The following is a 26,138-nucleotide window of genomic DNA, read 5'->3' as shown; positions in this document are numbered from 1 at the left end:
CGCGAACGCCGCTGACGCGAACGCCGCTGACGCGAACGCCGCTGACGCGAACGCCGCTGACGCGAACGCCGCTGACGCGGGCCGCCGCCGACCCCGACCGCCGCCTCCCCCGACCGCTCGCGCCGCGCCACCGCTCGCGCGCCCGGTTCGGCCTGACGCGCCGCAGCGCCTGGCTGTCCCGCCGCAGCTGTCAGGAGCGGCGCCGGACGTCGGCGCCGGATGTCGGCGTCGGGCACCGGCCGCCGGCCCGGAACCGGCCACTGACGCGGACCGCCCCACCTCCCCACCCCCACGGCGATAGGGTCGGCCGTATGGGCAGCCACCCTCTTCCCGTACCCACGACAGCGGCCGGCCGTGACGGCCTCGCGGCGATCCTTGAGCGGCCCCGAGAGGCCATCGCCGCCTTCGACTTCGACGGCACCCTCGCCGATATCGTCCCCGACCCCGACCAGGCGCGCGCCCATCCCGGCGCCGCGCCCGCGCTCTCCCGGCTCGCCCCGGGGCTGCGCTCCGTCGCGGTGATCACTGGCCGTCCGGCCGCCCTCGCCGTGGCGTACGGCGGCTTCGCCGAGACCGACGGCCTCGACCACCTGGTGGTCCTCGGCCACTACGGCGCCGAGCGCTGGGACGCCGCCGACCGCGAGATCACCGCCCCGCCCCCGCACCCGGGCGTCGCGGCGGCCCAGGCCGAACTCCCGGACGTACTCGCAGCGGTCGGCGGCGCGGGCGGCGCCACCGTGGGCGCCACCGTGGAGGAGAAGGGGCGCGCCGTCGCCGTCCACACCCGCCGCGCCGCCGATCCGCAGGGTGCCTTCGAGGCGCTGCGCGAACCGCTGCGCCACCTCGCCGAGCGGCACGGGCTGATCGTCGAGCCCGGCCGCCTGGTGCTCGAACTGCGCCCGCCGGGCATGGACAAGGGCGTCGCCCTCACCGAGTACGTACGGGAGACCGGGGCCACGGCGGTGCTGTACGCGGGCGACGACCTGGGGGACCTGGCCGCGTTCGCGGCGGTGGAACGGCTCAGGTCGCAGGGGGTGCCCGGGGTGCTGGTGTGCAGCGGCAGCACCGAGGTCACCGAGCTGGCCCAGCGCGCCGACCTGGTGGTCGACGGCCCCGCCGGGGTCGTGGACCTGCTGACTTCCCTGGCCCGGGCGATCGGGCACTGAGGAGCCCTGAGGAGCCCTGCGTGAGCCGCGGGCGGCAGACCTTTCCGGGCCGCGGGCGGCAGACCTCACCGAACCCCCGGCGTCAGGTCTCCGTCAGCTCCCGCAGCTGCGCGAGGAACCACTGCGCGGGCGGCAGCGCGGTCGCCGCGGCCACCAGCCGCTTCGTACGCTCCGCCCGCTCGCCGTCCCCCATCGACAGCGCCTCGTGCAGCGCCCGCGCCGTCGCCTCGATGTCGTACGGGTTGACCACCAGCGCGGCCTCGCCCAGCTCCGCGTACGCCCCGGCCTCCCGCGACAGCACCAGCGCGCAGCCGCGCTCGGAGACGACCGGCACCTCCTTGGCGACCAGGTTCATGCCGTCCCGGATCGGGTTGACCAGGGCCACGTCCGCCAGCCGGTAGGCGGCGAGCGACCGCGCGAAGTCGTCCTTCACATGGAGGGCGACCGGCTGCCAGCCCTCCGTGCCGTACTCGGCGTTGATCCCGTCGGCGACCCGCCGCACCTGCTCGGTGTAGTCGCGGTAGACGGCCAGGTCCTGGCGGGAGGGGTAGGCGAAGGCGATGTGCACCACGCGCTCCCGCCATTCGGGGCGGGTCTCCAGCAGCCGCCGGTAGGCCAGCAGCCCGCGGACGATGTTCTTGGACAGCTCGGTGCGGTCCACCCGGACGACGGTTCTGCGCCCGGGGCCGATCTGCGCGCGCAGGGCCGTCAGCCGCTCGTCGACGTCCGCGGCCCGGGACCGCTGGAGCAGGAAGTCCGCGTCCGCGCCGAGGCCGTGCACGCCCAGCCGGGTCTCGCGCCCGTCGAGGCGCACGGACAGCCGCGCGCCGTCCCGCACCACCTCCGCGCCGAGCACGGCCGCGGCGCAGTCGGCGAAGGCCAGGGCCCAGCGCTCGGTGAGGAACGCGGCGCGGTCACCGCCGAGGATGCCGCGCAGCACGCCCGCCGCCACGTCGTCCGGCAGCAGCCGGTAGTAGTCCGGGGGCGCCCAGGGGGTGTGCGAGAAGTGGCCGATCCGCAGGTCGGGCCGCCGCTCGCGGAGCAGCCCTGGCACCAGCGCCAGGTGGTAGTCCTGGATCAGCACGGCCGCGCCGTCGGCGGCCTCCTGGGCGAGGGCGTCCGCGAAGGCCGCGTTGTACGTTTCGTAGGCGTCCCACTGGGCGCGGAACTCCACGCCGAACACCGGTTCGAGCGGCGTCTGGTAGAGCAGGTGGTGGACGAACCACAGCACCGAGTTCGCGATGCCGTTGTACGCGGCGTCGAAGACCTCCGGCGCGATGTCGAGCATCCGCACCAGCTGCCCGCCCGTGTCGCCCGCGTCCAGATGCCCGGCCCCGGCCCGCCCGGCCGCCTCGCGGTCGCCATCGCCCAGCGCCGCGCAGACCCATACGGCCCCGGCGTCCGGCCCGATGGCACTGAGACCGGAGACCAGCCCGCCGCCGCCGCGCTTGGCGTCGAGCGAACCGTCCTCCCGCAGGGTGTAGGAGACCGGGCCGCGGTTGGACGCGACGAGGACCTGTGCAGCACTGTGCTCAGAGGCCATGTCGCGTACCTAGCCACCCCACGCGTCGCGCAAACGTGCGTGCGGTTTCTTCCCCCCTCACGCCGCCCGCCGCTCCGCGTACTCCGGGATCTCGATCATCGGCGGCCGCTCCTCCGTGTCCACATCGCTGGTCCGCGCCACAAACCCGGACCCGGCGTCGCCCCGGTCGAACTGGGTCAGCCGCGGCCGCACCAGATGCCCGCGGGCCAGCCGCAGCTGGGCCGTGCGGTAGATCGTGGCCGCCATCCGGCCGAGCGCCTGCGGGTCCTGGTGGCGGTGTTTGCGCACGCCGAGGTCGACCTGGGCGAGCGCGTCGAGCCCGACCGTGTGCAGCGAGTCGATGAGAATGGCGAGTTCCACCCCGTATCCGACGGGGAACGGCAGCCGCTCAAGCAGCGAGCGGCGCGCCGCGTACTCGCCGCCGAGCGGCTGTACGAAACCGGCCAGCAGCGGCCAGTGCAGATTGAGCAGCGGCCGGGCGACCAGCTCGGTGACCCGTCCGCCTTGGCCAACCGCCTTGCCGAGCGGCCGGTCGTACATGCCCTTGACCAGCTGTACGTCCGGGTCGGTCAGCAGCGGGCCGACGATCCCGGAGACGAAGCGGGCATCGAATTCGCGCAGGTCGGCGTCTATGAAGCAGATGATGTCGCCGCTGGTCGCCAGCAGCGACCGCCACAGCACCTCGCCCTTGCCCGGCAACGCCGGCAGCTCGGGCAGCAGGGAGTCCCGGTGCACCACCCTCGCCCCGGCCGCCGCGGCGACCTCGGCGGTGCGGTCGGTGGACCCGGAGTCCACCACCACCAGCTCGTCGACCAGGGGCGCGGCCTCGCCCATCAGCTCGCGGCGGATGGCCGCGGCGATCTCGCCGACCGTCGCCTCCTCGTTGAGGGCGGGCAGGACGACGCTCACCGTCCGGCCCGTGGCGCGCTTGGCGGCGAGCAGGCGCGTCAGTGGACGGTCGTCGGCGGACCAGGACCGCTCCTTCAGCCAGCGCTCCACCTCTTCCAGCACGGCCATGCCTCCCTCTTGTGGATCGCGCGCGTCAGCTGTGACCCATCTCGCGCTTCGGACGACTATCTCAACCATCCGGGCCTTCGGTTACAGTCTTGAACAGCGCACGTGACCGCTGTATGTCGGGGGTCCCGTGCGATAAACACGCCGGTTCGGCCGGCGTCATACCGCTCATCCAGAGGGGCAGAGGGAACGGCCCGTTGAAGCCCCGGCAACCCTCCAGCCAGTCCTGATTCGTCGCTGATGCGTCATACGAAGCGGGGCCCGGCTAGGGAAGGTGCCAATTCCGGCTCGCGGCGAGATGCGCCGTGAGGAAGATGAGGAGAAAGGGCCTCGCCTCCATGGCTGTGCAAGCTGTCGAAAGCTCTACTGGATCCGCTGATTCCGCTGGTTCCGCTGGTTCTGCCGGTTCCGCTGGTTCCTCCGTCTCGCTCGGCCCCGCCGTCGCACTGTCCTGTCGCGAGTGCGGGGAGCGTTTCCCCCTCGGCCCCATTTTCGCCTGTGTGGAGTGTTTCGGGCCGCTCGAAGTCGCGTACGACCTGCCGACCGGCGACCCCGAAGGGCTGCGCAAGCGGATCGAGGCCGGGCCGAACAACATCTGGCGCTACGCCCCGCTGCTGCCCGTCCCGGCCGACGTGGCCGACAAGCCCAACATCAACCCCGGCTTCACCAAGCTGGTGAAGGCCGACAACCTGGCCCGCGAGCTGGGGGTGACCGGCGAGCTGCACATCAAGGACGACTCCGGGAACCCGACGCACTCCTTCAAGGACCGCGTGGTCGCCCAGGCCGTCGAGGCCGCCCGCGCCTTCGGCTTCACCACCCTCTCCTGCTCCTCCACCGGCAACCTCGCGGGCGCGGTCGGCGCCGCGGCCGCCCGCGCCGGCCTGCGCTCCTGCACCTTCATCCCGCACGACCTGGAGCAGGGCAAGGTCGTCATGGCCGCCATCTACGGCGGCGACCTGGTCGCCATCGAGGGCACGTACGACGACGTCAACCGCTTCTGCAGCGAGCTGATCGGCGACCCGGCGGGCGAGGGCTGGGGCTTTGTCAACGTCAACCTGCGCCCGTACTACGCGGAGGGGTCCAAGACCCTCGCGTACGAGATCTGCGAACAGCTCGGCTGGCGGCTGCCGGACCAGCTGGTCATCCCGATCGCGTCCGGCTCGCAGCTCACAAAGATCGACAAGGGGCTGAAGGAGCTCATCGCGCTCGGCCTCGTCGAGGACAAGCCGTACAAGATCTTCGGCGCCCAGGCCGAGGGCTGCTCCCCGGTCTCCACCGCCTTCAAGGCCGGCCATGACGTGGTGCGGCCGCAGAAGCCGAACACCATCGCCAAGTCGCTGGCCATCGGCAACCCGGCGGACGGGCCGTATGTGCTGGACATCGCGCGCCGTACGGGCGGGGCGGTGGAGGACGTGAACGACGAGCAGGTCGTCGACGCGATCAAGCTGCTGGCCCGTACGGAGGGGATCTTCGCGGAGACCGCGGGCGGGGTGACCCTGGGTGTGGCGAAGAAGCTGCTCGAGAACGGGGTGCTTGACCCCACCCTCACCACCGTCGTGCTCAACACCGGAGACGGCCTCAAGACGCTTGACGCGGTCGCCCCGACGACTGGGCCCACGGCGGTGATCCGCCCGAGTCTCGACGCGTTCCGCGAGGCCGGTCTGGGCTGAATCGGCTCGGCGCATAGCTCGGCTGAGATCAGCTGGCTTGAATTCGCCCCTCGAATTCGCCCTCGCTTCCCGCAGCACTTCCCACAGAAGGTGAAACCCGCATGAGCGTCAATGTCCGGATCCCGACCATCCTCCGCACCTACACCGGCGGGCAGGCCGAGGTCAGCGCCGAGGGGACGACCCTTGCCGAGGTCCTGACGGACCTGGACCGCAACCACCAGGGCATCGCGGCCCGCGTTCTGGACGACACCGGCAAGCTGCGCCGTTTCGTGAATGTCTACGTCAACGACGACGATGTGCGCTTCGCGGAGGGCCTGGAGACGGCGACCCCGGACGGCGCCGGTGTCTCGATCATTCCGGCGGTCGCGGGCGGCTGCTGAGCCGGTCGGACCCGCCGTGACCCCGCCGTGACCACGGCTTAAACGGAATCCGCGACCACGGCTTAAACGGAATCCGTGACCCCGAGTTAAACGGAATCGCCCCGTCCTGATAGAAACGGACGGGGCGATTCCGTGTCTTGAACCGCGATACAGTTGAGGGGATCCCCTAGCGTCGGCGCCGCGTCGACCGCATATGAGAACTCGTCAACTTGTGCGTGAAGTGTGCGCGCGAATTGCCGGGTTAATCCCTTATGTCCGACCCGGCTTGCCCTGAATTCGCGGGAATTTGCCACTTATTACCGTTCAGCCGTCGCCAGAATTCTCGTCCGATTGACCTGTTGCACAGGGCAGTTGGACAGATACATTCAGCGGCGGTCGACGCGTTCCGGCGCACACCCCCCTCGACTCGGGGGGTGAGGTCTGACCCGGGTCCGCGGAGTGCGGTCCTGCGCAAGGGCCAGCAATAGGGGAGTTAGGAATGGCTCAGGGCACCGTCAAGTGGTTCAACGCGGAGAAGGGGTACGGCTTCATCGCGGTCGACGGTGGTGCGGACGTGTTCGTCCACTACAGCGCGATCCAGATGGACGGCTACCGCACCCTCGAGGAAGGCCAGCGGGTCGAGTTCGAGATCTCGCAGGGTCAGAAGGGGCCGCAGGCGGACATGGTCCGCGTGGCTGTTGGCTGAAGCGCGCCGACGCGAGGCAGCTGACTGGACTGTTTAAAGGGCCCGTACCCCCAGGGGTGGCGGGCCCTTTGACGTGACCGCAGACGATCACCGCGACCAGCTTGTCCCAACCCTGTGACCAGCATGTCCTCTCCCGTAGCCCTTTGGGCGCTTGCACTCTAAGGGGTCGAGTGCTAATCATTGGCGTTAGCACTCTGAGAGTGAGAGTGACAGAAGGATCGGGTCGGTGAGGTCCGTCGGACCGTGCGGGGCAAGGAACCGCACGGCAGACAGACCGTCCGTCGCGGGCGCCAGGCGCGGTCCGGAGCAATCCACCCCGTCTTGGGAGGACCACTTCACATGGCCAAGATCATCGCGTTCGACGAGGAGGCTCGGCGCGGCCTCGAGCGCGGGATGAACCAGCTCGCCGACGCCGTCAAGGTCACCCTCGGCCCCAAGGGCCGCAACGTCGTCCTCGAGAAGAAGTGGGGCGCCCCCACGATCACCAACGATGGTGTGTCCATCGCCAAGGAGATCGAGCTCGAGGACCCGTACGAGAAGATCGGCGCCGAGCTGGTCAAGGAGGTCGCGAAGAAGACGGACGACGTCGCCGGTGACGGCACGACGACCGCGACCGTCCTCGCCCAGGCGCTGGTCAAGGAGGGCCTGCGGAACGTTGCCGCGGGCGCCAACCCGATGGCCCTCAAGCGCGGCATCGAGAAGGCCGTCGAGGCCGTCTCCGCCCAGCTGCTCGAGCAGGCCAAGGACGTGGAGACCAAGGAGCAGATCGCCTCCACCGCCTCCATCTCCGCCGCCGACACCCAGATCGGCGAGCTCATCGCCGAGGCGATGGACAAGGTCGGCAAGGAAGGCGTCATCACCGTCGAGGAGTCGCAGACCTTCGGGCTCGAGCTCGAGCTCACCGAGGGCATGCGCTTCGACAAGGGCTACATCTCCCCGTACTTCGCCACCGACATGGAGCGTATGGAGGCGTCGCTCGACGACCCGTACATCCTGATCGTCAACTCGAAGATCACCAGCGTGAAGGACCTCCTTCCGCTGCTGGAGAAGGTCATGCAGTCGGGCAAGCCGCTGCTGATCATCGCCGAGGACATCGAGGGCGAGGCCCTGGCGACCCTGGTCGTCAACAAGATCCGTGGCACCTTCAAGTCCGTGGCCGTCAAGGCCCCGGGCTTCGGTGACCGCCGCAAGGCCATGCTCGGCGACATCGCCATCCTCACCGGTGGCACCGTCATCTCCGAGGAGGTCGGCCTCAAGCTGGAGAACGCGGGCGTCGACCTGCTGGGCCGTGCCCGCAAGGTGACCGTCACCAAGGACGAGACCACCATCGTGGACGGCGCCGGCGACACCGACCAGGTGCAGGGCCGCGTCAACCAGATCCGCGCCGAGATCGAGTCCTCGGACTCGGACTACGACCGCGAGAAGCTCCAGGAGCGCCTGGCGAAGCTGGCCGGCGGCGTGGCCGTCATCAAGGCCGGTGCCGCCACCGAGGTCGAGCTCAAGGAGCGCAAGCACCGCATCGAGGACGCGGTGCGCAACGCCAAGGCCGCCGTCGAGGAGGGCATCGTCGCCGGTGGTGGCGTGGCCCTGCTGCAGACCGTCTCGGTCTTCGACAAGCTGGAGCTGGACGGCGACGAGGCCACCGGCGCCCAGGCCGTGCGCCTGGCGCTCGAGGCCCCGCTGAAGCAGATCGCGGTCAACGCCGGCCTCGAGGGCGGCGTCGTGGTGGAGAAGGTGCGCAACCTGACCCCTGGCCACGGTCTGAACGCCGCGACCGGCGAGTACGTCGACCTGATCGCCGAGGGCATCATCGACCCGGCCAAGGTCACGCGCTCCGCGCTGCAGAACGCCGCGTCGATCGCCGCGCTGTTCCTGACCACCGAGGCCGTCATCGCCGACAAGCCGGAGAAGGCCGCCGCGGCGGGCGCTCCGGGCGGTATGCCGGGCGGTGACATGGACTTCTGATCGACGACTTGACGTCGATCGGCTGTCTCTGCCCGAAGTATCGGGTAAGTCGGGGCGGCACCCTCTCCCAGGGTGCCGCCCCGACGGCGTTGCTGAATGAGGCTTTTAAGCCTGCGCGGCCTCCAGGGCCGCCCGCAGATGGCCGTCCGACTCGCTCAGCAGCCGGGCGGCGGTCGGGGCGTCGACCTTGCCGAGGATGGCCAGGATGGCGTGCTTGGTCTCCCCGTCGCCGGCGGCCAGCGCGGCCTCGATCTGCGGGTCGGGGGCGCCGGTGGCCAGGGCGACGATACGGCGCGAACGCGCGCGCAGCTTCTCGTTCGAGGCGCGCACATCGACCATCAGGTTTCCGTAGGTCTTGCCCAGCCGGATCATGGTGATGGTCGACACCATGTTGAGCACGAGCTTCTGGGCCGTGCCCGCCTTCAGCCGGGTGGAGCCGGTCAGCAGCTCAGGACCGACCACGACCTCGATACCGTGCTCGGCCGCCGCCGCGAGCGCCGAGCCCGCGTTGCACGACAGCCCGACGCTGAGCGCCCCACGCCTGCGCGCGTGCTCGACCGCGCCGACCGCGTACGGGGTGCGGCCGGAGGCGGAGATGCCGACGACGGTGTCGTCGGCGCCGACGCCCAGCGCGTCGAGGTCGGCCGCGGCCAGCTCCTTGCTGTCCTCGGCGCCCTCGATGGAGGTCACCATGGCGGCGGGGCCGCCCGCGATCAGCCCGACGACCCGGTCCGGGTCCGTATTGAAGGTGGGCGGGCACTCGCTGGCGTCGAGCACGCCGAGCCGCCCGGCGGTGCCCGCGCCCGCGTAGATCAGCCGGCCGCCGCGGGCCATGCGCTCGGCGATGTCGTCGATCGCGGCGGCGATCCGCGGGAGCTGGCTGGCGACGGCCGCGGGCACGGCCGCGTCCTCGCCGTTCATGATGCGGGCGATCTCGATGGTCTCCAGCCGGTCGATCTCGGCGAGCTCGGGGCGGAACGCCTCGGTGGTGAGCGTGTCCAGCTGGGCGCGCAGCTGTTCCTGTTCAGCGGCGGAAGTCATGACGAAGCGGCTCTTTCCGGTACGGGGGTGGTGACGGGGCCGCCGGTATGGGGCCCCGCCGTTACGGGGGTGTCCCGACTCGGTCGACGCTCGATGCTCGACGCTCGGTCAGCGAAGGCCGGGCCGGGGGTCATGCCGGTGGGCGAGCGCTTCGTACGAGGCCGCCAGCGCGGGCGCGGCCGCCTCGTACGTACGCTGCGCCACACCTATGAAGAGGCAATCCACGACGAGAAGTTGACTGGTGCGGCTGGACATCGCGGCCGGGCGCAGCTCGCTCTCGCGGGCGGTGGACGTGGTGAGCACGAAATCCGCGTACTGCGCGACCTCACCGTCGGGGCGGCCGGTGATCGCGACGGTGGTGGCTCCGTGCTCGAAGGCGACGCGCAGGGGCTCGATGACGTCGGTGGTACGGCCCGAATGGGTGATCGCGAGCGCGACGTCGCCGGAGTGCAGCTGCACGGCGTTGGTGACCGCGAGGTGCGGGTCGGCGTGGGCATGCGCTATCAGCCCGATGCGCAGCAGCTTCTGGACCAGGTCCTGGCCGACCAGGCTGGAGGCGCCGACGCCGTAGACATCGATCCGGCGGGCGGTGGCGAGCGCGGCGACGGCCGCTTCGAGCTGGCTGGTGTCAAGACCGGCGGCGGTGTCGGCCAGGCACTGCTGCTCTTCCTGGGCGAGCTTGGTGACGACGTCGGCGATGGGGTCGTCCACGGCGATGTCCGCCGTGACGGCCGGGGCGCGGCCGGCCGCCTGCTGCGCGGCGAGCGCGGCGAGCGCGAGGCGCAGATCGCGGTAGCCGGGGTAGCCGAGCAGCCGCGAGGTGCGGACGACGGTGGCCTCGCTGGTGCCGGTGCGCTCGGCGAGCCCGGTGACGGTGAGCGCGGCGCAACCGGCCGGATCCCCCGCCACGGCCTCGGCGACGCGCTGCATCGAGCGGGTCATGGTGGGCGCGAGGGTGCGGACCTTGGCCGCGAGGGCGGCGGGTGCGGGCGGAGTGGCTTCGGGCACGGTGAAAATTTCCTTCAGCTTGCTACTCACGCGTGAAAGATATTTTCAGCGCTCGGGGCCCGTCAAGAGGCCCCGCCCTGTCGGCTCCACCGTGCCCGTCCGCCCGTCCGCCCGCCCGTCATGCGGTCCCGAGCGCCCGTCCGTCATACGGTCCCGAGCGCCCCCACCCGTGCCACCGCCACCGCCGTCTTGCCGCACACCCAGTGCGGATCCGGCCCCAACTCCGGCTCCACGTCCAGCGCGTGGGGGTCGCCGCCCTCCGTGCACACCGGGCACAGCGGCCAGCGGCCGTACCGCTCGAGCAGGGCGTCCTGTACGTCCTGGGCCACCAGCCCGGCCAGGTACGTGGCGCCCTCCGGCCACTGCTCGACCCACCACCTGCGGTGTGCGATGGAGTCCTCGACGAGTGAGACGATGTCCGCCTGGGCCACTTCTCCCGCCGCGAGATCGGCGAGCACCAATGCCCGTGCCGCGTGCAGTGCCTGTTCGAGCTTCATGAGACCCATTGTCACCTTTGAGCACAACTGGCGCCCGTTCGCTAGCGTCGCTAGACATTCGAGCGTCGATCACCACTGTGCGGGCCGGTCAACACCGTCGCGACGGCCTTCGCTGTGCGGCTCGTCCTCCAGGAGGTCCGCTTCCAGGACCTCCGAACCGACGACCACCCGCGACGCGCCCCCCGCCTGAGGCAGCCGTGCGGCGAGCGCCGTCGTCCCGACGGCGGCTGCCGCGAGCGCCGCGCCCGTCCAGGCCACGGCCGGGTAGCCCCAGCCCAGGTCGATGACGAGCCCGCCGAGCCAGGGGCCCAGCGTGTTGCCGATGTTGAAGGCGGAGGTCGTGGTCGCGCCCGCGAGGGTCGGGGCGGCGTTCGCGACATTGAACATCCGGGCGTTGAGCGCGGGCCCGGTGAAGAAGGCCGTCACGCCGAGCAGCAACGCCAGGCTCACGGCCGCGGCCGCGTGGTGCGCGGTCAGTGCCAAGGCGGTCAGCACGAGCGTCGAGGCCGTGATGCCGCCGTAGAGCGTGCCGAAGAGATGGGCGTCCGCGATCCGGCCGCCGATCGCCGTCCCCACGAGCGCCCCGACGCCGAACAGCGCCAGCACGCTCGGCACCCAGTCCTCGTCCATCCCGGCCACATCTGTCAGCAGCGGCGCGAGATACGAGAACAGGCAGAAGACCGCGCCGCCGCTGAGCGCGGTGGTGATCAGCGCCAGCCACACCTGCCGGTCGCGGTAGATGGACAGTTCGGCACGGAGCCTCGGCCGGCCCGCCCCGGTCGGCGCCTCCGTACGCCGTACGAGCCCGGCCACGCCCACCAGCCCGAGCGCCGACAGCGCCGCCACCGCCCAGAAGGCCGCCCGCCACCCGGCGTGCTGCCCGAGGAACGCCCCCGCGGGCACGCCCACGACGTTCGCGACGCTCAACCCGCCGAGCATCACCGCCATCGCCCGCGCCCGCGCGTTCTCGGGCACCAGCGACACGGCCACCGCCGCCCCCACCGCCCAGAACCCGGCACATGCGAGCGCGCTGACCACCCGGGACGCGAACAGCACCCCGTACGAAGGCGCCACCGCCCCCGCGACCTGCCCTAGCCCGAACGCGGCCAGCAGCGCGATCAGCGTCGTCCGGCGCGGCAGCCGCAGCGTGGCGGCGGCCAGCAGCGGCGCGCCGACCACCATCCCGATCGCGAAGGCGGAGATCAGCAGCCCGGCGGTCGGGATGGAGACGTCCATGTCGCGGGCGATGGGCTGCAGCAGCCCGGAGAGCATGAACTCCGAGGTCCCGAGGGCGAAGACGGACAGCCCGAGCACATAGACGGCGACGGGCATGCGGACGCGAGCGCGGTCGGTGGGGGACATGCCAAGACCAACTCCCGCCTGGATCTTGGTATTCCGCATCCGATTCCGCCCTCCCCCGCAGGCGTTGCAGTGCTGACAGGGTGGCAGCCCTGCGCGACTTCTGTGTAGAGCATGTCGAGGCCGACCGTGCGAGGGGCCAAGGCTCGGGGCCCCTCGCACGGCCGACTGTCAGACCCCGAAGGGCGCCGCGTAACGGACGGTGCCGCTCGGCAGCGGGTGGGTCTCGTCCAGGGTGAGGGCCATCATGGCCTCATCCGGGACGTCGAGGGTCACGCCGATGCCATGGGCGGAGGCGCGGCCGAAGCCGAACCGCGGGTAGTACGCCGGGTGTCCGAGGACGGTGACGTAGTACTCGCCCAGCTCCCTGGCCGCGCTGAGCGCGGCACGGATGGCCGCCGAACCGGCACCGGTCTTCTGGTGCTCGGGCAGCACGGAGACCGGGGCCAGGCACAGCGCCGGGGTGTCGCCGATGTGGCAGCGCGTCAGCAGCGCATGGCCGACGGGCGTGCCGTTCGCGCCGGTGCTGACGACGGACAGCCCCTCGATCCACGACACGTCGGCGCGCAGGGCGTCGACGAGGCCGGCCTCGTACGGGGTGTCGAAGGCGGCGAGAACGATGCCGCGGATGGCCGGGATGTCGGCCTCGGTCTCGGCGCGGGTGGTCCACTGATTGTGGGTACGCATGACGGGATGAGATCCGTTTCATGGTGAGGTTCGTGTGGGACTGCCCCGCGAGCTCACGCTCTCAGCGAGGCGGGTGACTGGATCAGGCCGTCGCCCGGGACGTGAGGACGGTCCGGGCGCTGCGCAGCGCAGTAGCCTTCAGCGCGGCCATCAACTCACCTTCCCTGTCGTCCTCAATCCGATCCAACACGAACTCGCGTACGGTACCACGATCTTGACCCGACCTCAGGCCGCGGGCCCGCCGCCGCCGGCGTCCGGGCCTTCCTCGCCGCCCACCGCTGCTCGCCTTGTTGTCGGCGAGCAGTGCGGCGGCAGATGGTTGAGGAGCATTCCCGGACTCGCCCACGGTGCTGTACACCGAGACCCGGGTAGGGGGCAGGATGCACGACTCCGCTCGGACGGTCGCCGCGGCCCTGGATGACTATGATCTGCTCAGGGCGCACGCGCTGTCCCCGGACCGGTCACTGACTCTGATCAAGACCACGCGGAGAGCTCCCCGCCACCTGACCCTGTCGGTCTTGGTACCGGAACGGCTCTCGCCAGCAGCACCCAGTCACCGACGGCTGTCGGCAAGCGCCTCAGATCCGAGCAGGATGTTTGCCGGACGGGACGCGTCAATGGCGTCCGGAGAATGGGGGCACGCAGTGGATTCCGGGAAGGTTCTGGCCGGCAGGTACGAGCTGCACAGGATCCTGGGGCGCGGTGGCATGGCCCAGGTGTGGCTGGGCCGCGACCTGTCGGTGCTGCGGCGGGAGGTCGCGGTCAAACTTCTGCCCGCGCCGGCGGACCCGGGGTCGGTACGGCGTTTCCAGGACGAGGCGGCTGCCCTCGCCAAGCTGCAGCACCCCGGGATCACCGTGGTTCACGACGCCGGTAGCCACGACGGGCATCTGTTCATCGTGATGGAGCTGCTGCACGGCTGCGATCTGGCGCAGTTGATGGCCCAACAGCCGTCCGGGCTGCCGATCGAGCAGGTGCTGGACCTGTCCCGCCAGACTGTCGACGCTCTGCGCGTGGCACACAGCCGCGGAATCGTCCACCGGGACCTGAAGCCGGCCAACCTCTTCCTGCTGCGCGATGGCCGCGTCAAGATCTGCGATTTCGGTATCGCGCGCAGCACGGATGCCGTCACCTCGGTGACCGCCAGCGGACAAATGATCGGTACACCGCCGTACATGTCGCCCGAGCAGTGGCAGTCCCAGCCGGTCGACGCCCGCAGCGACCTGTACTCCCTCGGCTGTGTGATTTTCGAGCTGCTGACCGGGCAGCCCCCGTTCTCTCCCCGCCAGCCCCTCTACACGCTGATGCGTCAGCACGTGGAGCAGCCCCCGCCATGCCCTCGCGCATTGCGGCCCGACATTCCCGCTGTGCTGGACGATCTGACCGTGGCACTCATGGCCAAGATGCCCGAGGGACGACCGGACGCCGACAACCTTGCCTTCGAGCTGGCCCGGCTCGCCGAGCGGGGTGACAGAGCAACGACGAAAACACTCCAGTACCCCGGCGCCGGCGCCTCCGGCGACCCCACCAACTCCTCGTACGGCAACAGCGGGATGCGCACTTATGCCCTGCTCAGCCGATTGGGCACACGCGCCATGGGAGCGGTGAACTCGGTGGCCTTCAGCCCGGACGGGCAGACGCTGGCCAGCGCTGGTGAGGGCGGGGTCCACCTCTGGAACGCGCACACCGGAGAGCAGCGCCGTCGGCTCATCGCACACCGTGACCTGGACAGGCTGGTGTTCAGCCCTGATGGCGGCACGGTGGCCACTATCGGGGGTGGCAAGGTGGTGAGCCTGTGGGACGCACACACTGGGGAGCAGCGCGGCCAGCTGGCGCACGCCAGATGGGTGACAGGGCTGGCGTTCAGCCCCGATGGACAGACCCTGGCCGGCAGCGGTACGGACGGGATCCACCTCTGGAATATCCGCACCGGCGAGCAGCGTCGCGAGCCGGCCGCGTCCAAGATGGTGTGGTCGCTGGCCTTCAGCCCCGATGGGCAGACGCTGGTCAGCGCTGAGGGTGGAATTGTCCGTCTCCAGGATACCCGCACTGGGGAGCATCGCTCCGAGCTGACCGGGCACCGCAGATGGGTAGGCTCGGTTGCCTTCAGCCCCGATGGGCAAACCTTGGCTGGTGGCAGCGGGAATTGGGTGTACCTCTGGGACGTCCGTACCGGCGGGCTACGGCGGCAGCTGACCGGGCACCGCGGGCGGATGCAGACGGAGCACGCGCTGGCCTTCAGCCCCGATGCCGGCATGCTGGCCAGTGGCGGTGCCGACCACAGGATGCATCTTTGGGACGCGCACACCGACGAGAAACTTGCCACATTGACGGATCACCGTGCGCCGATCCGCTCCGTGGCCTTCAGCCCGGACGGGAGCACCCTCGCCAGCGCCGGTGGCAACGAGTTGGTTCTGTGGACCGCCTGAATCCGACATAGATCCGCCCCGATCATTCCTGGGGTGACGGGGCTGGTGCGGTCGCATCCAGCAGCGCCAGCTCCGTCGCGAGATTCCGGCGCGCCGCGTCCTCCCAGCGGTCGCGGGCCTTGGGCGTACGGAACAGCTGTGGCATGGCGAGCAGTTCGCGCAGCACGCCCGCCCGGCCGTCGCGGAAGGCGTCGTCGGGGACGAAGCCGTACTCCTCGCGGACGGCGGCGGTGTACGCGGCGTAGTGCTCGGGGGAGCTGGCCAGGATCGACAGGTCGGCGTCGCACAGCACTTCGCCGTTGGTGTCGCCGGGGGCGGGGTCGTGGGTGCGGGTGAGGCGGACCAGGCGGGCGACTTCGGCCGTACGTTCCTGGGGGACGCCTGCCTCAGGGAGAGCGCGTTCGGCGAGGCGGGCGCTGCGCTCCTCGTTGGTGGAGCGGTCGGGCAGGTAGACGGCGTCGTGGAACCAGGCGGCGAGGCGGACGGCGGCGGGGTCGGCGGCGTGGTCGATCAGCTCGTCGACCCGGTCCAGGATCGCGATGAGGTGGTCGGTGGTGTGGTAGCGGCGCTGGGGTTCGGCCCAGCGGGCGAGGAGGTCCTGGCCGTACGGCGATGGGGACGGATGGCAGGCGGCCTCGCGGGCGCTGTTGAGGTGCACCGCCCAGCGGGTGAGGAGCGCGTCGTGGGCTGGGTGGCGGGGTGCGGGGTTGGCCATGGCCCAATTGTGTGGGGTGAGGGTGTGGGGGCGCGTGGGGTGTGGCAAGCTGTTCAGCATGTCTAGACCAATTCTCGAGGTGATCGCCCTCGACGCGGCGGACGCGGTCGCGGCGCAGGCCGGAGGGGCGGACCGGCTCGAACTGGTCTCCGATATGGCCGCCGACGGGCTCAGTCCCTCCCGCGAGACCTTCGCCGAGATCCGTTCGGCCGTGGACCTCCCGCTGCGGGTGATGCTGCGCGCGTCCGACGGCTTCGCATGCGGTGGGGCCGCCGCGCTCGACGCGCTGTGCGCGCGGGCGGAGGCGCTGCGGGCCGAGGGGGCGGACGAGTTCGTCCTCGGCTTCCTGACCCCCGACGGGCTGGCCGACCTGGCCGCGATCCGCGCGCTCACGGACGTCGTCGGCGCGGGTTCCGGGCTCGATGAGAGCCGGTGGACCTTCCACCGGGCCATCGACCGGGCCGCCGACCGCGATGTGCTCCGTCAGCAGCTCGCGGGCCTTCCGGGGCTGGACACGTATCTCACCGCCGGGTCGTCCGCCGGGGTCGACGAGGGGCTTCCGGTCCTGGTGGACGAGGCGGCGCTTGGCGCGGGCGGGCCCCGGATCATGGTGGGCGGCGGGCTGCGCCTCGACCACCTGCCCGCGCTGCGCGCCGCGCGGATCGACGCCTTCCACATCGGCGGCGCGGCCCGGCCCTCGGGGTGGGACGGGCCCGTGGGCACCGCCTCGGTGCTTCAGTGGCGGGCCGCGCTGGATGAAGTGGTACCGGTGGGGTGACTTCGGGGGCGGCCCCGGAGTCACCCCGGCGCGTTCAGTCGACTGCGGCGAGGTTGTTGGTCGCGGAGGAGCCGATGGTGGTCCAGGTGGAGCCGTGGCCGCTCCAGCGGGAGACGGTCTTGTGGTCGCTGGAGACGCGGTACACCTTGTGGTCGGTGACGATCAGGTCGGCGCCGGCGGTGCCGATGCGGGTCCAGGAGAAGGGCTCCCCGTCGTACTTGAGGATCTGTCCGGTGGACTCGCGGACGATGAACATCCCGGCGCCACCGGCGTAGATCTTGTCGGCGGCGTCGCCGACCGGGAACCATTTGCCCGGCTCTCCGGACCATTGGAAGACTGCGTCGCGTTTGGGGGAGATACCCCAAACGGACTTGCCGACCGCGAAATCCGCGCCCGGGCCGCCGACCTCGATCCACTTCTCCGGGGTGCCGCTGTACTGGAAGATTTTCCCGGAATCCGGGTGGGTGGAGAACAGTCCGACCTGGCCGGCGTAGAGCTTCGAAGACGCGAATCCGACGCGGGTCCATCCTTTCTCGTCCCAGCGCATGACCGCGTCGTGTTCCGGTTTGACCGCGTAAAGCGTGCTGCCCTGCTGGATGAACTGGGCGCCGGGAGAGCCGATCCGTTCCCAGCCCTTGGACGCCGGACGGTACTGGAAGATCCATTTGTCGGACTCGTTGATCCGGAACAGGCCGGCTCCTCCCGCGACGATGCTTTCGGCGTCGTTGCCGATGGAGCGCCAGGACTTGCCGGTTCCGCTCCACTGCAGCACCTCGCCGCCCTCGGAGACGGTATAGACGCCGGCCGGGTCGGTGACGTCGTCCGCGTCCTTCGCGGGCGCCGAGGACTCGGTGTCGGGCCGGGCGTCCTCGTGCCGGGGTGAGGAGGCGGAGGGTTCGGGCGTCGGGCTGCTGCTCTGCGAGGCGGAAGGGCCGCCCGCGGCCGGGCCGGAGGAGGAGGGCGGCGGCTGCGGCGGCGGCGAGGAGAGCGTACGGGCCGGGCCCGCGTCGTCGCGGCCCGGGAGGGCGTAGAGGAGTACGCCCGCCGTGGCGGCCGCGACGGCGGCCCCGACCCCGGCGGCCAGGATCAGCTGGGTGCGGCGGCGGTGCGGCCGGGCGGCCGTGGGGCGGATCTCCGTGACAGGGGCGTCGGCGTTGCCGGCGACCCCGGTTGCTTCGGGGGTTGTACTGGTCAGCGGAGTGTCCAGGCGTTCCAGGACGATGCCCTGGACGATGTCCGACCCGGTGAGTGCCGGGCGGATCTGCTGCCATAGGAGGGCGACTTCGGTTCGCTGTTCCTCGATCTCGTCGTGCACCTGAGCCGACTGGAGGATCAGGCCCCCGCGGGCCGATATGGCCGGTAGGCGGTCGCCATGGCGGTCCTCGGCCCGCCCCTCATCGCGGTTTTCATCGTGGTCTTCTGCGCTGTTCTCGTCCTCGGCCTCAGCGCCCGGCGCGCGTGCCCGGCCTTCCCCTTCTCCTTCTCCTTCTCCTCGTTCCGGCGTGTCCGCCAGGACCCGCTCCGCGGCCTGCTGGACCTCCCGAACGACCCCCAGCCGGTGGCGTGCCTCGGCCAGGTGCTGCCGTACCAACTCCGCGTCCGCTCCCGCCCCGACGGGCTCGTCCGGATCCGTGAGCGCGGTGATGATCTGCAGCAGCGCCTTGACCAGCTTCTCCGACTCGGCGCGGTCCGCCTCGGCCTGACGGCGCGCCGCGCCGGGGTCCTCCGCCGAGCGGACCGTCTGCTCGGCCGTGACCGCCGCCTCGTACAGGCGCCGCGCCTTGGCCAGCATCGTGGTCCGGCCGCGCTCGTCGCGGACTCGGTCCTTGACCACGGCGTTGAGCCGGCCCAGCGGGATGATCTTGGTGCCGGACCGGTACTCGCCCCAGATGGTCTTGCTGGTGCGGTAGCGCTCGGCCAGCTCCCGTACGGTCATTCCGGCGGTGAGATCCCGTAAGAACCCCGCCAGGGCGTTGGCCTCTTCTGTGCTTCCCTTCGGCGGTCCCTGCGGCCGCCCGGCTCTGCCCACACGTCCCCCTTGTCCATGGACAACCACCGTTGTCCACCCCGTCTTACCCGCCTGTCCTGCGGCTGTGTGATCTGCCGCCGGCGGCCGATGCGCTGTGCTTCTTAGCGTGGTGTGACCACCCGATCACACCATCTCGGAGGCCCCGGTGACACCCGGATCCACGAAACGCCCGACGACCGCACGGACATCAACCGGCGGCAGCCGCGCGGTCGTACGAGCGGTCGGGCGTCGCACGGCGCTGCGTGCGAGGAGGGTGCTGGGGTGGCAGGCGTGCGCGGTGTGCGCGTCGTCGTCAGGACCGTGGCCGTGGCGAGCAGGGACAGCAGCGTCGCTGTCAGCGGGAACCACAGGTCGCCGAGGAGCGCGATGGACACGCTGCCCGCGCCGCCGCCCGCCGCCATTCCGAGGTAGAGCGCGCTGCTGTTGAGGGAGATCAGCAGGGGCGCGTTCGGCGGGTCGAGGGAGGCCAGCCGGTGGGGGAGCGCGAGCGCCCCTCACGGGCGGCAGCGGCCTTGATGGCGGCGTGGAGATCATCGGCGGGCGGAGATTGAAATAAGAGGGGGAGGATGTCAAATGCGGGTGATGCGCGAGGCTGGGATCACCACCCCGCGGATCGCCGGGCGCAACCGCTATGTGCGGCTGCGCCGCGACGAACTCGACCCCCGGTTCCCCGGTCTCCTCGAGGCCCTGTTCAAGTCCCTGCCGTAATCCGGCCCGCTCAGACCAACTGCTCCGGGAGCGGCGCCGCGTGGACCACCGTCAGCCCCGACACCGCCCGGGTCAGTGCCACATACAGGCGGCGCAGTCCGGTGCGCTCGTCCGGTTCGCCGTCGACCACCGCGGCTGGCTCGTCCAGCACCACGTAGTCGTACTCCAGGCCCTTGGCCAGCGTCGCCGGGACGAGGGTGAGGCGGGCGGCGGCGCTGGTCTCCTCGCCGGGGGAGAGATACGCCAGGCCCGCCGCGTCCAGGGCGCCCGCCAGCACCGGGATCCGGGCGTCGGCCGCGATCAGGCCGATCGAGCCCTCGTGGCCCAGCGCCTCGTGGCAGGCGGCGATCACGGCGGAGTCGAGCGCGGTGGAGTCGAGTGCGGCGGGGGCGGGCGCGGCCGAGTCGCGCGCGGCCGAGTCGGGCGCGGCGGGGTCCACCGCCCGTACGGAGAAGTCGCCCGCCGCCTCGCGGATCGAGGTGGCCTCCGACAGGCCGGGGGCGATGGCGGGCAGCAGCCGCGAGGCGTACGCGATCACCTCGCGCGGCACCCGGAAGCCCTGGGTCAGCTCCTCCACCGCCGCCCCGGACTTGCCGAGGTGGACGAGGGCGTCCTCCCAGGTCGCCGTCGCCCACGGGGTGGTGCCCTGCGCGATGTCGCCGAGGATGGTCGCCGAGCCGGTGGTGCAGCGGCGGCCCACCGCCCGGTACTGCATGGGGGACAGGTCCTGCGCCTCGTCCAGGACCACATGGCCGAGCGAGTGCGTGCGCTCGACGAGGTCGGTGGCCTCGTCGATGAGCACCGCGTCCGCCGAGGACCACTGCGCGGACTTCACACCGCGCGGCGGCTTCGCCCACAGGATGGTCTTCTGCTCGTCGGCGTCGAGGATCCCGTCCGCCTGCTCGGCGAGGAAGTCGGGGTCGGACAGCAGCCGCAGCACGAGCTTGGCCGGGTCGACGGGCGGCCAGATCTCCTTGACGGCCGCCTTCACGGCGGGGTTGCGGGCCACCGCGTTCTGTACCCGGTCGTCGGGCGCCTCGCCGGCCTGTTCCATCCGTACGAGCACGGCGTGCGCGATCCGCTGCGGCAGCGCCTCGCGGGCCGCGCCGTACCGGATGTCGCGGTCCAGCAACTCGCGGACCATCTCCTCCAGTTCGTACGCCGGCACCCGCCAGCGCCGCGAACCGCGCACCACCATGCACGGCTCGGTCGGCAGCGTGACATGCGACCGTACGGCGCGCCGCAGCACCTCGGCCATCCGCGCGTCGCCCTTGAGGCCCGCCGCGTCGGCGCCGTCCGTGCCCCGCACCTCCACATGCGCGACGAGGTCGTCCACCGTGGCCTGGCCGACCTGCAACTCGCCGAGCGCGGGCAGGACCTGCTCGATGTAGTGGAGGAACGAGCGGTTCGGGCCGATGACGAGGGTGCCGGAGCGGGCGAGCCGCTCCCGGTGCGCATACAGCAGATACGCCACCCGGTGCAGGCCGACCGCCGTCTTCCCGGTGCCCGGCGCCCCCTGGACGCAGACCGTGCCGCCGATTCCGGCGCGTACGATCTCGTCCTGCTCGGGCTGGATCGTGGCGACGATGTCCCGCATCGGGCCCACGCGCGGCCGCTCGATCTCGGCCTGGAGCAGTTTGCTCGCGTGTTCTGCCTCGGTCGGGTCGGTCAGGTGCTCGTCCTCGTACGCGGTCAGCTCGCCGCCGGTGTAGCCGAAGCGGCGGCGCAGCCCGACGTCCATCGGCGCCTTCTTCGACGCCTGGTAGAAGGGCTGCGAGACCGGCGCGCGCCAGTCGATGACCATCGGGTCGCCATCGGCGTCGTGGACATGCCGCCGCCCGATATAAAAAGTTTCTGTTGAGCCGCCTCCGGCGGCGGGCTGCTCCCCCTCCGCCCCCTCCGCCGACTCCGCGCCCGGCGCGTGCAGATAGTTCAGGCGGCCGAAGAACAGCGGGGTGTCGGCCAGGTCGGCGAGGGCCTTGATGCGCTCGTCGACCTGGCGCTGGAGGACTTCGGCGTTGACCCAGTTGGCGGTGACGTCCTTGATGTCGAGGGCTTCGACATCGGCGCGCATGGCGCGCAGGGCGGCACGGGACGCGGCGAGATGGGTGCGCTCCCGCTCGAGCGGGTCGGGGTGGTCAGGGGCGTGCGAGGGCACGGCGTAGCCTCCGGCGTGTACACAGCAGACAGACAAAGCAGACAGACAAAGTGCGGGGCGTGAATGGCTCACGTCAGAAGCCGGCCGGTTTCCGTCCGGGCGGCGGCTCTCCCGGGTGGTCCGGGAGGCGGCAAGACGGGCGATTGTAGTCAGTGCTCCGCCGAGCCGCGAATGGTTTTCCCCGCGGCCTTCGCCGCCGACCGGCCTGGTTGGATGGGCCAGGTGTTGAGGGAGACGAGGGAGAGGGAGGTGGCGCATGGCCCGTGCGGGTCTGACGCCTGAACGGGTGGCGGAGGCGGCGGCGGACATGGCGGACTCCGTCGGCCTGGAGAACGTCACGATCTCCGCGCTTGCGCGCAGCTTCGGAGTGGCCGACGCGAGCCTGTACTCGCACGTCAAGAACCTCCGGGACCTGCGCGTACGGGTCGCCTTCCGCGCCGCGAGCGACTTCGCCGACCGCCTCACCGCGGCCGTGGCCGGGCGGGCCGGGCGCGACGCGCTGATCGCCTTCGCCAACGCCTACCGGGCCTTCGCGCTTGAGCACCCCGGCCGGTACGCGGCGACGAACATCGAGATCGACCCCGAAGTGGCCGCGCGGTCCACGGGCGGCGCTCGCATCATCGAGGCCACGACCGCCGTGTTCCGCGCGTACGGGCTCGGTGACCCGGACCTGACCGACGCCATTCGGCTGGTGCGCAGCACCTTCCACGGCTACGCCAGCCTCGAGGCGATCGGCGCCTTCCGGGACCCGCGTGATGTCCAGGCGTCATGGGAGCGCGGCGTCAACGCCCTGGCCACGCTCCTGGAGAACTGGCCGTCGTACGCCGCCGACTAGCGAGCGTCACAGCCGAGCGTCACAGCCGAGCGTCACAGCCGGGCGTGACAGCCGGGCGTCATACGTCCTCGACGTCCTCGCCCGCCAGCAGCGCGTCCGCGTCCACGATCCGGTAGGCGTACCCCTGCTCGGCGAGGAACCGCTGGCGGTGGGCGGCGAAGTCCTGGTCGATGGTGTCGCGCGCGACGACCGAGTAGAAGACCGCCTGGTGGCCGTCCGCCTTCGGCCGCAGGACGCGGCCGAGGCGCTGGGCCTCCTCCTGGCGGGACCCGAACGTCCCCGACACCTGGATGGCGACCGTGGCCTCCGGGAGGTCGACCGAGAAGTTGGCGACCTTGGAGACGACGAGGACGGAGACCTCGCCCCGCCGGAAGGCGTCGAACAGCTTCTCGCGCTGCGCGTTCGTCGTCTCGCCCTTGATGACGGGCGCGTCCAGATGCTCGCCCAGCTCGTCGAGCTGGTCGATGTACTGGCCGATGACCAGGGTCTGCTGCCCCTTGTGCCGCGCCACCAGCGCCTCGGTGACCTTGCGTTTGGAGGCGGTCGTCGCGCAGTAGCGGTATTTCTCGTCGGCCTCGGCCGTCGCGTACGCCAGGCGCTCGTGCTCCGTCAGATTGACCCGGACCTCGACGCAGTCGGCGGGCGCGATATAGCCCTGCGCCTCGATCTCCTTCCACGGCGCGTCGAAGCGCTTGGGGCCGATGAGGGAGAAGACATCGGACTCCCGGCCGTCCTCCCGCACCAGCGTCGCGGTCAGGCCGAGCCGGCGGCGCGCCTGCAGATCGGCCGTGAACTTGAAGACCGGCGCCGGCAGCAGATGCACCTCGTCGTAGACGATCAGGCCCCAGTCGCGGGAGTCGAAGAGCTCCAGGTGCGAGTAGACGCCCTTCCGCTTGGTCGTGAGGACCTGGTACGTGGCGATGGTGACCGGGCGGATCTCCTTGCGCGTCCCGCTGTACTCGCCGATCTCCTCCTCGGTGAGCGAGGTGCGCTTCACCAGCTCGTGCTTCCACTGGCGGGCCGAGACGGTGTTGGTCACCAGGATCAAAGTGGTGGACTTGGCGGTGGCCATCGCCCCCGCGCCCACCAGCGTCTTCCCGGCGCCACAGGGCAGCACGACGACCCCGGACCCGCCGTGCCAGAACCCCTCGACGGCCTGCTTCTGGTACGGCCGCAGCGCCCAGCCGTCCTCGTCCAGCTCGATCGGATGCGCCTCGCCGTCCACATACCCGGCCAGGTCCTCGGCGGGCCAGCCCAGCTTGAGCAGCGCCTGCTTGATCTGCCCGCGCTCGGAGGGGTGGACCGCCACCGTGTCCGGGTCGATGCGCTGGCCGACCAGCGGCTGGATCTTCTTCGAGTGCAGCACCTCCTGGAGGACCGGGCGGTCGGAGGTCTCCAGGACCAGGCCATGGGTGGGGTGCTTGAGCAGCCGCAGCCGCCCGTAGCGCGCCATGGTCTCGGCGACGTCCACGAGGAGGGCGTGCGGGACGGGGTAGCGGGAGTACTGCACGAGCGCGTCCACGACCTGCTCGGCGTCGTGCCCGGCCGCGCGGGCGTTCCACAGGCCGAGCGGGGTCACCCGGTAGGTGTGGATGTGCTCGGGAGCCCGCTCCAGCTCGGCGAAGGGGGCGATGGCGCGGCGGCAGGCGTCTGCCTGCTCGTGGTCTACCTCGAGCAGGAGCGTCTTGTCGCTTTGGACGATCAGCGGTCCGTTCACGCGCCTGGGCCCTTCATGATGGGGGTGGGGTGGCAAGCATCCAGTGTTACGCACTCGGGAGGGTGAACGGGAATGGAGTGTCGGACGGGTGTCGGCGGGGGATGCCAGACTGATGGCGACGGCTCCCGAGAAGGAGGTGGCGTGATGAGTGTCGCGCACGAGTACCACCCCGAGTCCTGGCCGGAGGGCCCTCTCAAGTACTTCAAGCAGGGGCACCCCGAGCCCTGGACGATAGAGGAAGTTCTTGCCTTGGGGGAGGAACGGGGAGAGCGGCGAGAACTTGTGGGGGAAATGCTCGTGATGTCACCAGCTCCGGGAACCAAGCACCAGCGGGCTTCATCCCGTCTGTGGCGCTTGCTGGACGCTGCCGTCGAGGCGGCCGGTGCGCCGGTGGAGGTGTTCGAGACGGTCAATGTGGTGCTGCCGGAGGGGCTGTTCATTCCGGACATCGCCGTCGTGGATGCCGCCGCCGCTGAGGAAGATCCGGTGACCTACGACGCCGAGGCGGTACTGCTCGTCGTCGAGATCGTCTCGCCGTCGTCCTCCGGCCGCCGCATGGACCGCCTGCTCAAGCCGCCTTTCTACGCGGATGCCGGGATCGAGCACCTGTGGCGGCTGGAGCTGGAGCCCGTCCCTGCGCTGATCGTCTCCCAGCTGGAGAACGGCCGCTATGTGGAGCGGCTCGCGGCCGAGGCTGGGCACACCACGTTGATCGAGAAGCCCTTGCCGGTGGAGGTTGACCCCGGAGCGCTGGTCCAGCAGAAGCGCTGACGGGCTGTACGTCGCTCACGCCGAGTCGTCCGCCAGTTCCGCGACCCCCGTGATCCGGTGCAGCGGGTATGTGCGCACCTCGTCGGCGGTGTGGTCGTACGCCGTGACGAAGCCGCCTTCGACGCGCACCGGGGCGATGACGCGCTGGCTGGCCGCGCCGTCCGCGTTGACGTAGCCGATCCAGACGGCCGAGCCGGTGAGGGCCGCGGCCTGCATGGTGGCGAGGGTGTCGGCGGAGGTGGTGCGGGGGAGCCGGCCGCTGTCGGTGGCGGACGCCGGGACCGGCTTGTGGGGGGCCGTCGCGGCGCGGTCACCTGCGCGGATGGCGCGCACCGCCGCGCCCAGAAGCGTGTCGTCGGGCATCGGCGGGCCCTCGGGCACGGGTGCGGGGGCCGAGCGGGGCGGGGTGCGGTGGGCCTCGGCGCGGGTGATCAGCACATCGCCCTCGGCGGACTCGGCCGCCGGCGCGTACCCCATCGCGCGCAGGCCCTCAAGCAGCGCGTCCGGCGCCGCCTGCGCGGCCAGCACGGTCGGTGCGAGGCGGCGCAGCCGCAGGCCGGCCGAGCGGCGGTCGGCGAGGATTTCGGCCAGCAGGGTGTCGTCGTCGCAGCGTACGTAGGCGGAGGCGGCGCCGACGCGGAGCCGGCCGTGCTTACGGGCCACGTCGTCGATGAGGTAGGCGAGCGGCTGGGGCACCGGGGTGCGGGAGTGCTCCGCGAGGAACGCGTGCAGGTCGGACGCCGCCCGCCCGGCGTCCAGCGCGCGGCGTACGGAGGCGGGTGTGAAGCGGTAGACCGTGGCGCCGCCCTTGGACTCCACCTCGGCCAGGACGCCGAGCGTCGCCGCGAGCGGCCGCTCCAGCGGGCCGGGCGCGACGGCGGTGAGGTCGGCCTGGAGGAGGACGTGGTCCAGCGGCTGGGGCAGCAGCGGCGCGAGCGGCCGCGCGGCCGTCGCCGCGGCGGCGGCAGCCTCGGATCGGAAGT

Annotated in this window: 22 protein-coding genes and 1 riboswitch; of the genes, 10 read left to right on the top strand and 12 right to left on the bottom strand. The window is 71.3% G+C overall.

Features of this window, described 5'->3' with window-relative positions; all coding sequences use genetic code 11:
* The first annotated feature begins 311 nt into the window (after positions 1–311).
* Entirely contained in the window at positions 312–1,166 is an 855-nt protein-coding gene (otsB, locus tag ACWDSL_RS37690; protein WP_450492458.1) for a trehalose-phosphatase, read from the top strand.
* Positions 1,167–1,248: 82 nt separating this feature from the next.
* Here otsB and ACWDSL_RS37685 read toward each other — a convergent pair whose 3' ends face one another.
* Both ACWDSL_RS37685 and ACWDSL_RS37680 read right to left on the bottom strand, forming a co-directional pair.
* Positions 1,249–2,709, bottom strand: coding sequence for an alpha,alpha-trehalose-phosphate synthase (UDP-forming) (locus ACWDSL_RS37685; RefSeq protein ID WP_450492457.1), 1,461 nt, complete (start codon positions 2,707–2,709; stop codon positions 1,249–1,251).
* Positions 2,710–2,766: 57 nt separating this feature from the next.
* Entirely contained in the window at positions 2,767–3,720 is a 954-nt protein-coding gene (locus ACWDSL_RS37680) for a glucosyl-3-phosphoglycerate synthase (protein ID WP_450492460.1), read from the bottom strand.
* A 168-nt stretch (positions 3,721–3,888) separates the two neighbouring features.
* Positions 3,889–4,044: riboswitch (SAM riboswitch) on the top strand.
* A 17-nt stretch (positions 4,045–4,061) separates the two neighbouring features.
* On the opposite strand from ACWDSL_RS37680, the gene thrC reads away from it, so the two are divergent.
* The 4 genes from thrC (at position 4,062) to groL (ending at position 8,423) form a co-directional block, all read left to right on the top strand.
* On the top strand, positions 4,062–5,393 hold the full coding sequence (thrC, locus tag ACWDSL_RS37675) for a threonine synthase (protein ID WP_450492456.1): 1,332 nt from the start codon (positions 4,062–4,064) through the stop codon (positions 5,391–5,393).
* Between the two features lie 101 nt (positions 5,394–5,494).
* On the top strand, positions 5,495–5,773 hold the full coding sequence (locus tag ACWDSL_RS37670; RefSeq protein WP_014177536.1) for a MoaD/ThiS family protein: 279 nt from the start codon (positions 5,495–5,497) through the stop codon (positions 5,771–5,773).
* 478 nt (positions 5,774–6,251) lie between these two features.
* The gene (locus ACWDSL_RS37665; RefSeq protein WP_009716982.1) at positions 6,252–6,458 is read left to right on the top strand and encodes a cold-shock protein; all 207 of its coding nucleotides are present in this window, start codon (positions 6,252–6,254) and stop codon (positions 6,456–6,458) included.
* Between the two features lie 339 nt (positions 6,459–6,797).
* Positions 6,798–8,423 (top strand): chaperonin GroEL, encoded by a 1,626-nt coding sequence (gene groL, locus ACWDSL_RS37660; protein ID WP_014177535.1) that lies wholly within the window; start codon positions 6,798–6,800, stop codon positions 8,421–8,423.
* A 105-nt stretch (positions 8,424–8,528) separates the two neighbouring features.
* Here groL and murQ read toward each other — a convergent pair whose 3' ends face one another.
* The 5 genes from murQ to ACWDSL_RS37635 form a co-directional block, all read right to left on the bottom strand.
* Positions 8,529–9,464 carry an N-acetylmuramic acid 6-phosphate etherase gene (gene murQ, locus ACWDSL_RS37655; protein ID WP_450492455.1) on the bottom strand — a complete coding sequence of 312 codons (936 nt, stop codon included), beginning with the start codon at positions 9,462–9,464 and terminating at the stop codon, positions 8,529–8,531.
* A gap of 108 nt (positions 9,465–9,572) precedes the next feature.
* Positions 9,573–10,502, bottom strand: a complete 930-nt coding sequence (locus ACWDSL_RS37650; RefSeq protein WP_450492454.1) for a MurR/RpiR family transcriptional regulator — start codon at positions 10,500–10,502, stop codon at positions 9,573–9,575.
* Between the two features lie 113 nt (positions 10,503–10,615).
* Entirely contained in the window at positions 10,616–10,978 is a 363-nt protein-coding gene (locus tag ACWDSL_RS37645; RefSeq protein WP_358630036.1) for a hypothetical protein, read from the bottom strand.
* A 60-nt stretch (positions 10,979–11,038) separates the two neighbouring features.
* Positions 11,039–12,301 carry a Cmx/CmrA family chloramphenicol efflux MFS transporter gene (locus ACWDSL_RS37640; RefSeq protein WP_450492459.1) on the bottom strand — a complete coding sequence of 421 codons (1,263 nt, stop codon included), beginning with the start codon at positions 12,299–12,301 and terminating at the stop codon, positions 11,039–11,041.
* 198 nt (positions 12,302–12,499) lie between these two features.
* The gene (locus ACWDSL_RS37635; RefSeq protein ID WP_450492453.1) at positions 12,500–13,015 is read right to left on the bottom strand and encodes a GNAT family N-acetyltransferase; all 516 of its coding nucleotides are present in this window, start codon (positions 13,013–13,015) and stop codon (positions 12,500–12,502) included.
* A 347-nt stretch (positions 13,016–13,362) separates the two neighbouring features.
* Between ACWDSL_RS37635 and ACWDSL_RS37630 the strand changes: the two genes are divergently transcribed.
* Positions 13,363–15,444: a protein kinase domain-containing protein gene (locus ACWDSL_RS37630; RefSeq protein WP_450492452.1), complete on the top strand. Its 2,082-nt coding sequence runs from the start codon at positions 13,363–13,365 to the stop codon at positions 15,442–15,444.
* A gap of 22 nt (positions 15,445–15,466) precedes the next feature.
* Here ACWDSL_RS37630 and ACWDSL_RS37625 read toward each other — a convergent pair whose 3' ends face one another.
* Positions 15,467–16,159 (bottom strand): HD domain-containing protein, encoded by a 693-nt coding sequence (locus ACWDSL_RS37625; RefSeq protein WP_450492451.1) that lies wholly within the window; start codon positions 16,157–16,159, stop codon positions 15,467–15,469.
* A gap of 58 nt (positions 16,160–16,217) precedes the next feature.
* Between ACWDSL_RS37625 and ACWDSL_RS37620 the strand changes: the two genes are divergently transcribed.
* Positions 16,218–16,937 carry a copper homeostasis protein CutC gene (locus tag ACWDSL_RS37620; protein ID WP_450492450.1) on the top strand — a complete coding sequence of 240 codons (720 nt, stop codon included), beginning with the start codon at positions 16,218–16,220 and terminating at the stop codon, positions 16,935–16,937.
* 34 nt (positions 16,938–16,971) lie between these two features.
* On the opposite strand, the gene ACWDSL_RS37615 is transcribed toward ACWDSL_RS37620, so the two are convergent.
* Entirely contained in the window at positions 16,972–18,966 is a 1,995-nt protein-coding gene (locus ACWDSL_RS37615) for a hypothetical protein (protein WP_450492449.1), read from the bottom strand.
* A 582-nt stretch (positions 18,967–19,548) separates the two neighbouring features.
* On the opposite strand from ACWDSL_RS37615, the gene ACWDSL_RS37610 reads away from it, so the two are divergent.
* The gene (locus ACWDSL_RS37610) at positions 19,549–19,674 is read left to right on the top strand and encodes an ArsR family transcriptional regulator (protein ID WP_450492448.1); all 126 of its coding nucleotides are present in this window, start codon (positions 19,549–19,551) and stop codon (positions 19,672–19,674) included.
* A 10-nt stretch (positions 19,675–19,684) separates the two neighbouring features.
* Here ACWDSL_RS37610 and ACWDSL_RS37605 read toward each other — a convergent pair whose 3' ends face one another.
* A complete protein-coding gene (locus ACWDSL_RS37605) occupies positions 19,685–21,832 on the bottom strand; it encodes a HelD family protein (protein ID WP_450492447.1) in 2,148 nt (715 codons plus the stop codon).
* A 256-nt stretch (positions 21,833–22,088) separates the two neighbouring features.
* On the opposite strand from ACWDSL_RS37605, the gene ACWDSL_RS37600 reads away from it, so the two are divergent.
* Positions 22,089–22,667, top strand: a complete 579-nt coding sequence (locus ACWDSL_RS37600; protein ID WP_450492446.1) for a TetR/AcrR family transcriptional regulator — start codon at positions 22,089–22,091, stop codon at positions 22,665–22,667.
* 58 nt (positions 22,668–22,725) lie between these two features.
* Here ACWDSL_RS37600 and ACWDSL_RS37595 read toward each other — a convergent pair whose 3' ends face one another.
* Positions 22,726–24,384, bottom strand: a complete 1,659-nt coding sequence (locus ACWDSL_RS37595; protein WP_450492445.1) for a DNA repair helicase XPB — start codon at positions 24,382–24,384, stop codon at positions 22,726–22,728.
* A 144-nt stretch (positions 24,385–24,528) separates the two neighbouring features.
* Between ACWDSL_RS37595 and ACWDSL_RS37590 the strand changes: the two genes are divergently transcribed.
* Positions 24,529–25,155 carry a Uma2 family endonuclease gene (locus ACWDSL_RS37590; protein ID WP_450492444.1) on the top strand — a complete coding sequence of 209 codons (627 nt, stop codon included), beginning with the start codon at positions 24,529–24,531 and terminating at the stop codon, positions 25,153–25,155.
* A gap of 15 nt (positions 25,156–25,170) precedes the next feature.
* On the opposite strand, the gene ACWDSL_RS37585 is transcribed toward ACWDSL_RS37590, so the two are convergent.
* Positions 25,171–26,138: helicase-associated domain-containing protein (locus tag ACWDSL_RS37585; protein WP_450492443.1), on the bottom strand; the 968-nt coding region annotated here is incomplete at its 5' end.

The sequence above is a fragment of the Streptomyces sp. NPDC000941 genome, assembly GCF_053599555.1.
The sequence above is the reverse complement of the archived record's forward strand: the minus strand, read 5'-3'. Positions and strand labels throughout refer to the sequence as shown.

What these genes read in the sequence shown, in the direction of transcription:
- otsB (WP_450492458.1), top strand. Translation starts at nt 312, where the DNA reads ATGGGCAGCCACCCTCTTCCCGTACCCACGACAGCGGCCGGCCGTGAC.
- ACWDSL_RS37685 (WP_450492457.1), bottom strand. Translation starts at nt 2,709, where the DNA reads ATGGCCTCTGAGCACAGTGCTGCACAGGTCCTCGTCGCGTCCAACCGC.
- thrC (WP_450492456.1), top strand. Translation starts at nt 4,062, where the DNA reads ATGGCTGTGCAAGCTGTCGAAAGCTCTACTGGATCCGCTGATTCCGCT.
- ACWDSL_RS37670 (WP_014177536.1), top strand. Translation starts at nt 5,495, where the DNA reads ATGAGCGTCAATGTCCGGATCCCGACCATCCTCCGCACCTACACCGGC.
- ACWDSL_RS37665 (WP_009716982.1), top strand. Translation starts at nt 6,252, where the DNA reads ATGGCTCAGGGCACCGTCAAGTGGTTCAACGCGGAGAAGGGGTACGGC.
- groL (WP_014177535.1), top strand. Translation starts at nt 6,798, where the DNA reads ATGGCCAAGATCATCGCGTTCGACGAGGAGGCTCGGCGCGGCCTCGAG.
- murQ (WP_450492455.1), bottom strand. Translation starts at nt 9,464, where the DNA reads ATGACTTCCGCCGCTGAACAGGAACAGCTGCGCGCCCAGCTGGACACG.
- ACWDSL_RS37645 (WP_358630036.1), bottom strand. Translation starts at nt 10,978, where the DNA reads ATGGGTCTCATGAAGCTCGAACAGGCACTGCACGCGGCACGGGCATTG.
- ACWDSL_RS37640 (WP_450492459.1), bottom strand. Translation starts at nt 12,301, where the DNA reads ATGCCCGTCGCCGTCTATGTGCTCGGGCTGTCCGTCTTCGCCCTCGGG.
- ACWDSL_RS37635 (WP_450492453.1), bottom strand. Translation starts at nt 13,015, where the DNA reads ATGCGTACCCACAATCAGTGGACCACCCGCGCCGAGACCGAGGCCGAC.
- ACWDSL_RS37625 (WP_450492451.1), bottom strand. Translation starts at nt 16,159, where the DNA reads ATGGCCAACCCCGCACCCCGCCACCCAGCCCACGACGCGCTCCTCACC.
- ACWDSL_RS37620 (WP_450492450.1), top strand. Translation starts at nt 16,218, where the DNA reads ATGTCTAGACCAATTCTCGAGGTGATCGCCCTCGACGCGGCGGACGCG.
- ACWDSL_RS37610 (WP_450492448.1), top strand. Translation starts at nt 19,549, where the DNA reads ATGCGCGAGGCTGGGATCACCACCCCGCGGATCGCCGGGCGCAACCGC.
- ACWDSL_RS37600 (WP_450492446.1), top strand. Translation starts at nt 22,089, where the DNA reads ATGGCCCGTGCGGGTCTGACGCCTGAACGGGTGGCGGAGGCGGCGGCG.
- ACWDSL_RS37590 (WP_450492444.1), top strand. Translation starts at nt 24,529, where the DNA reads ATGAGTGTCGCGCACGAGTACCACCCCGAGTCCTGGCCGGAGGGCCCT.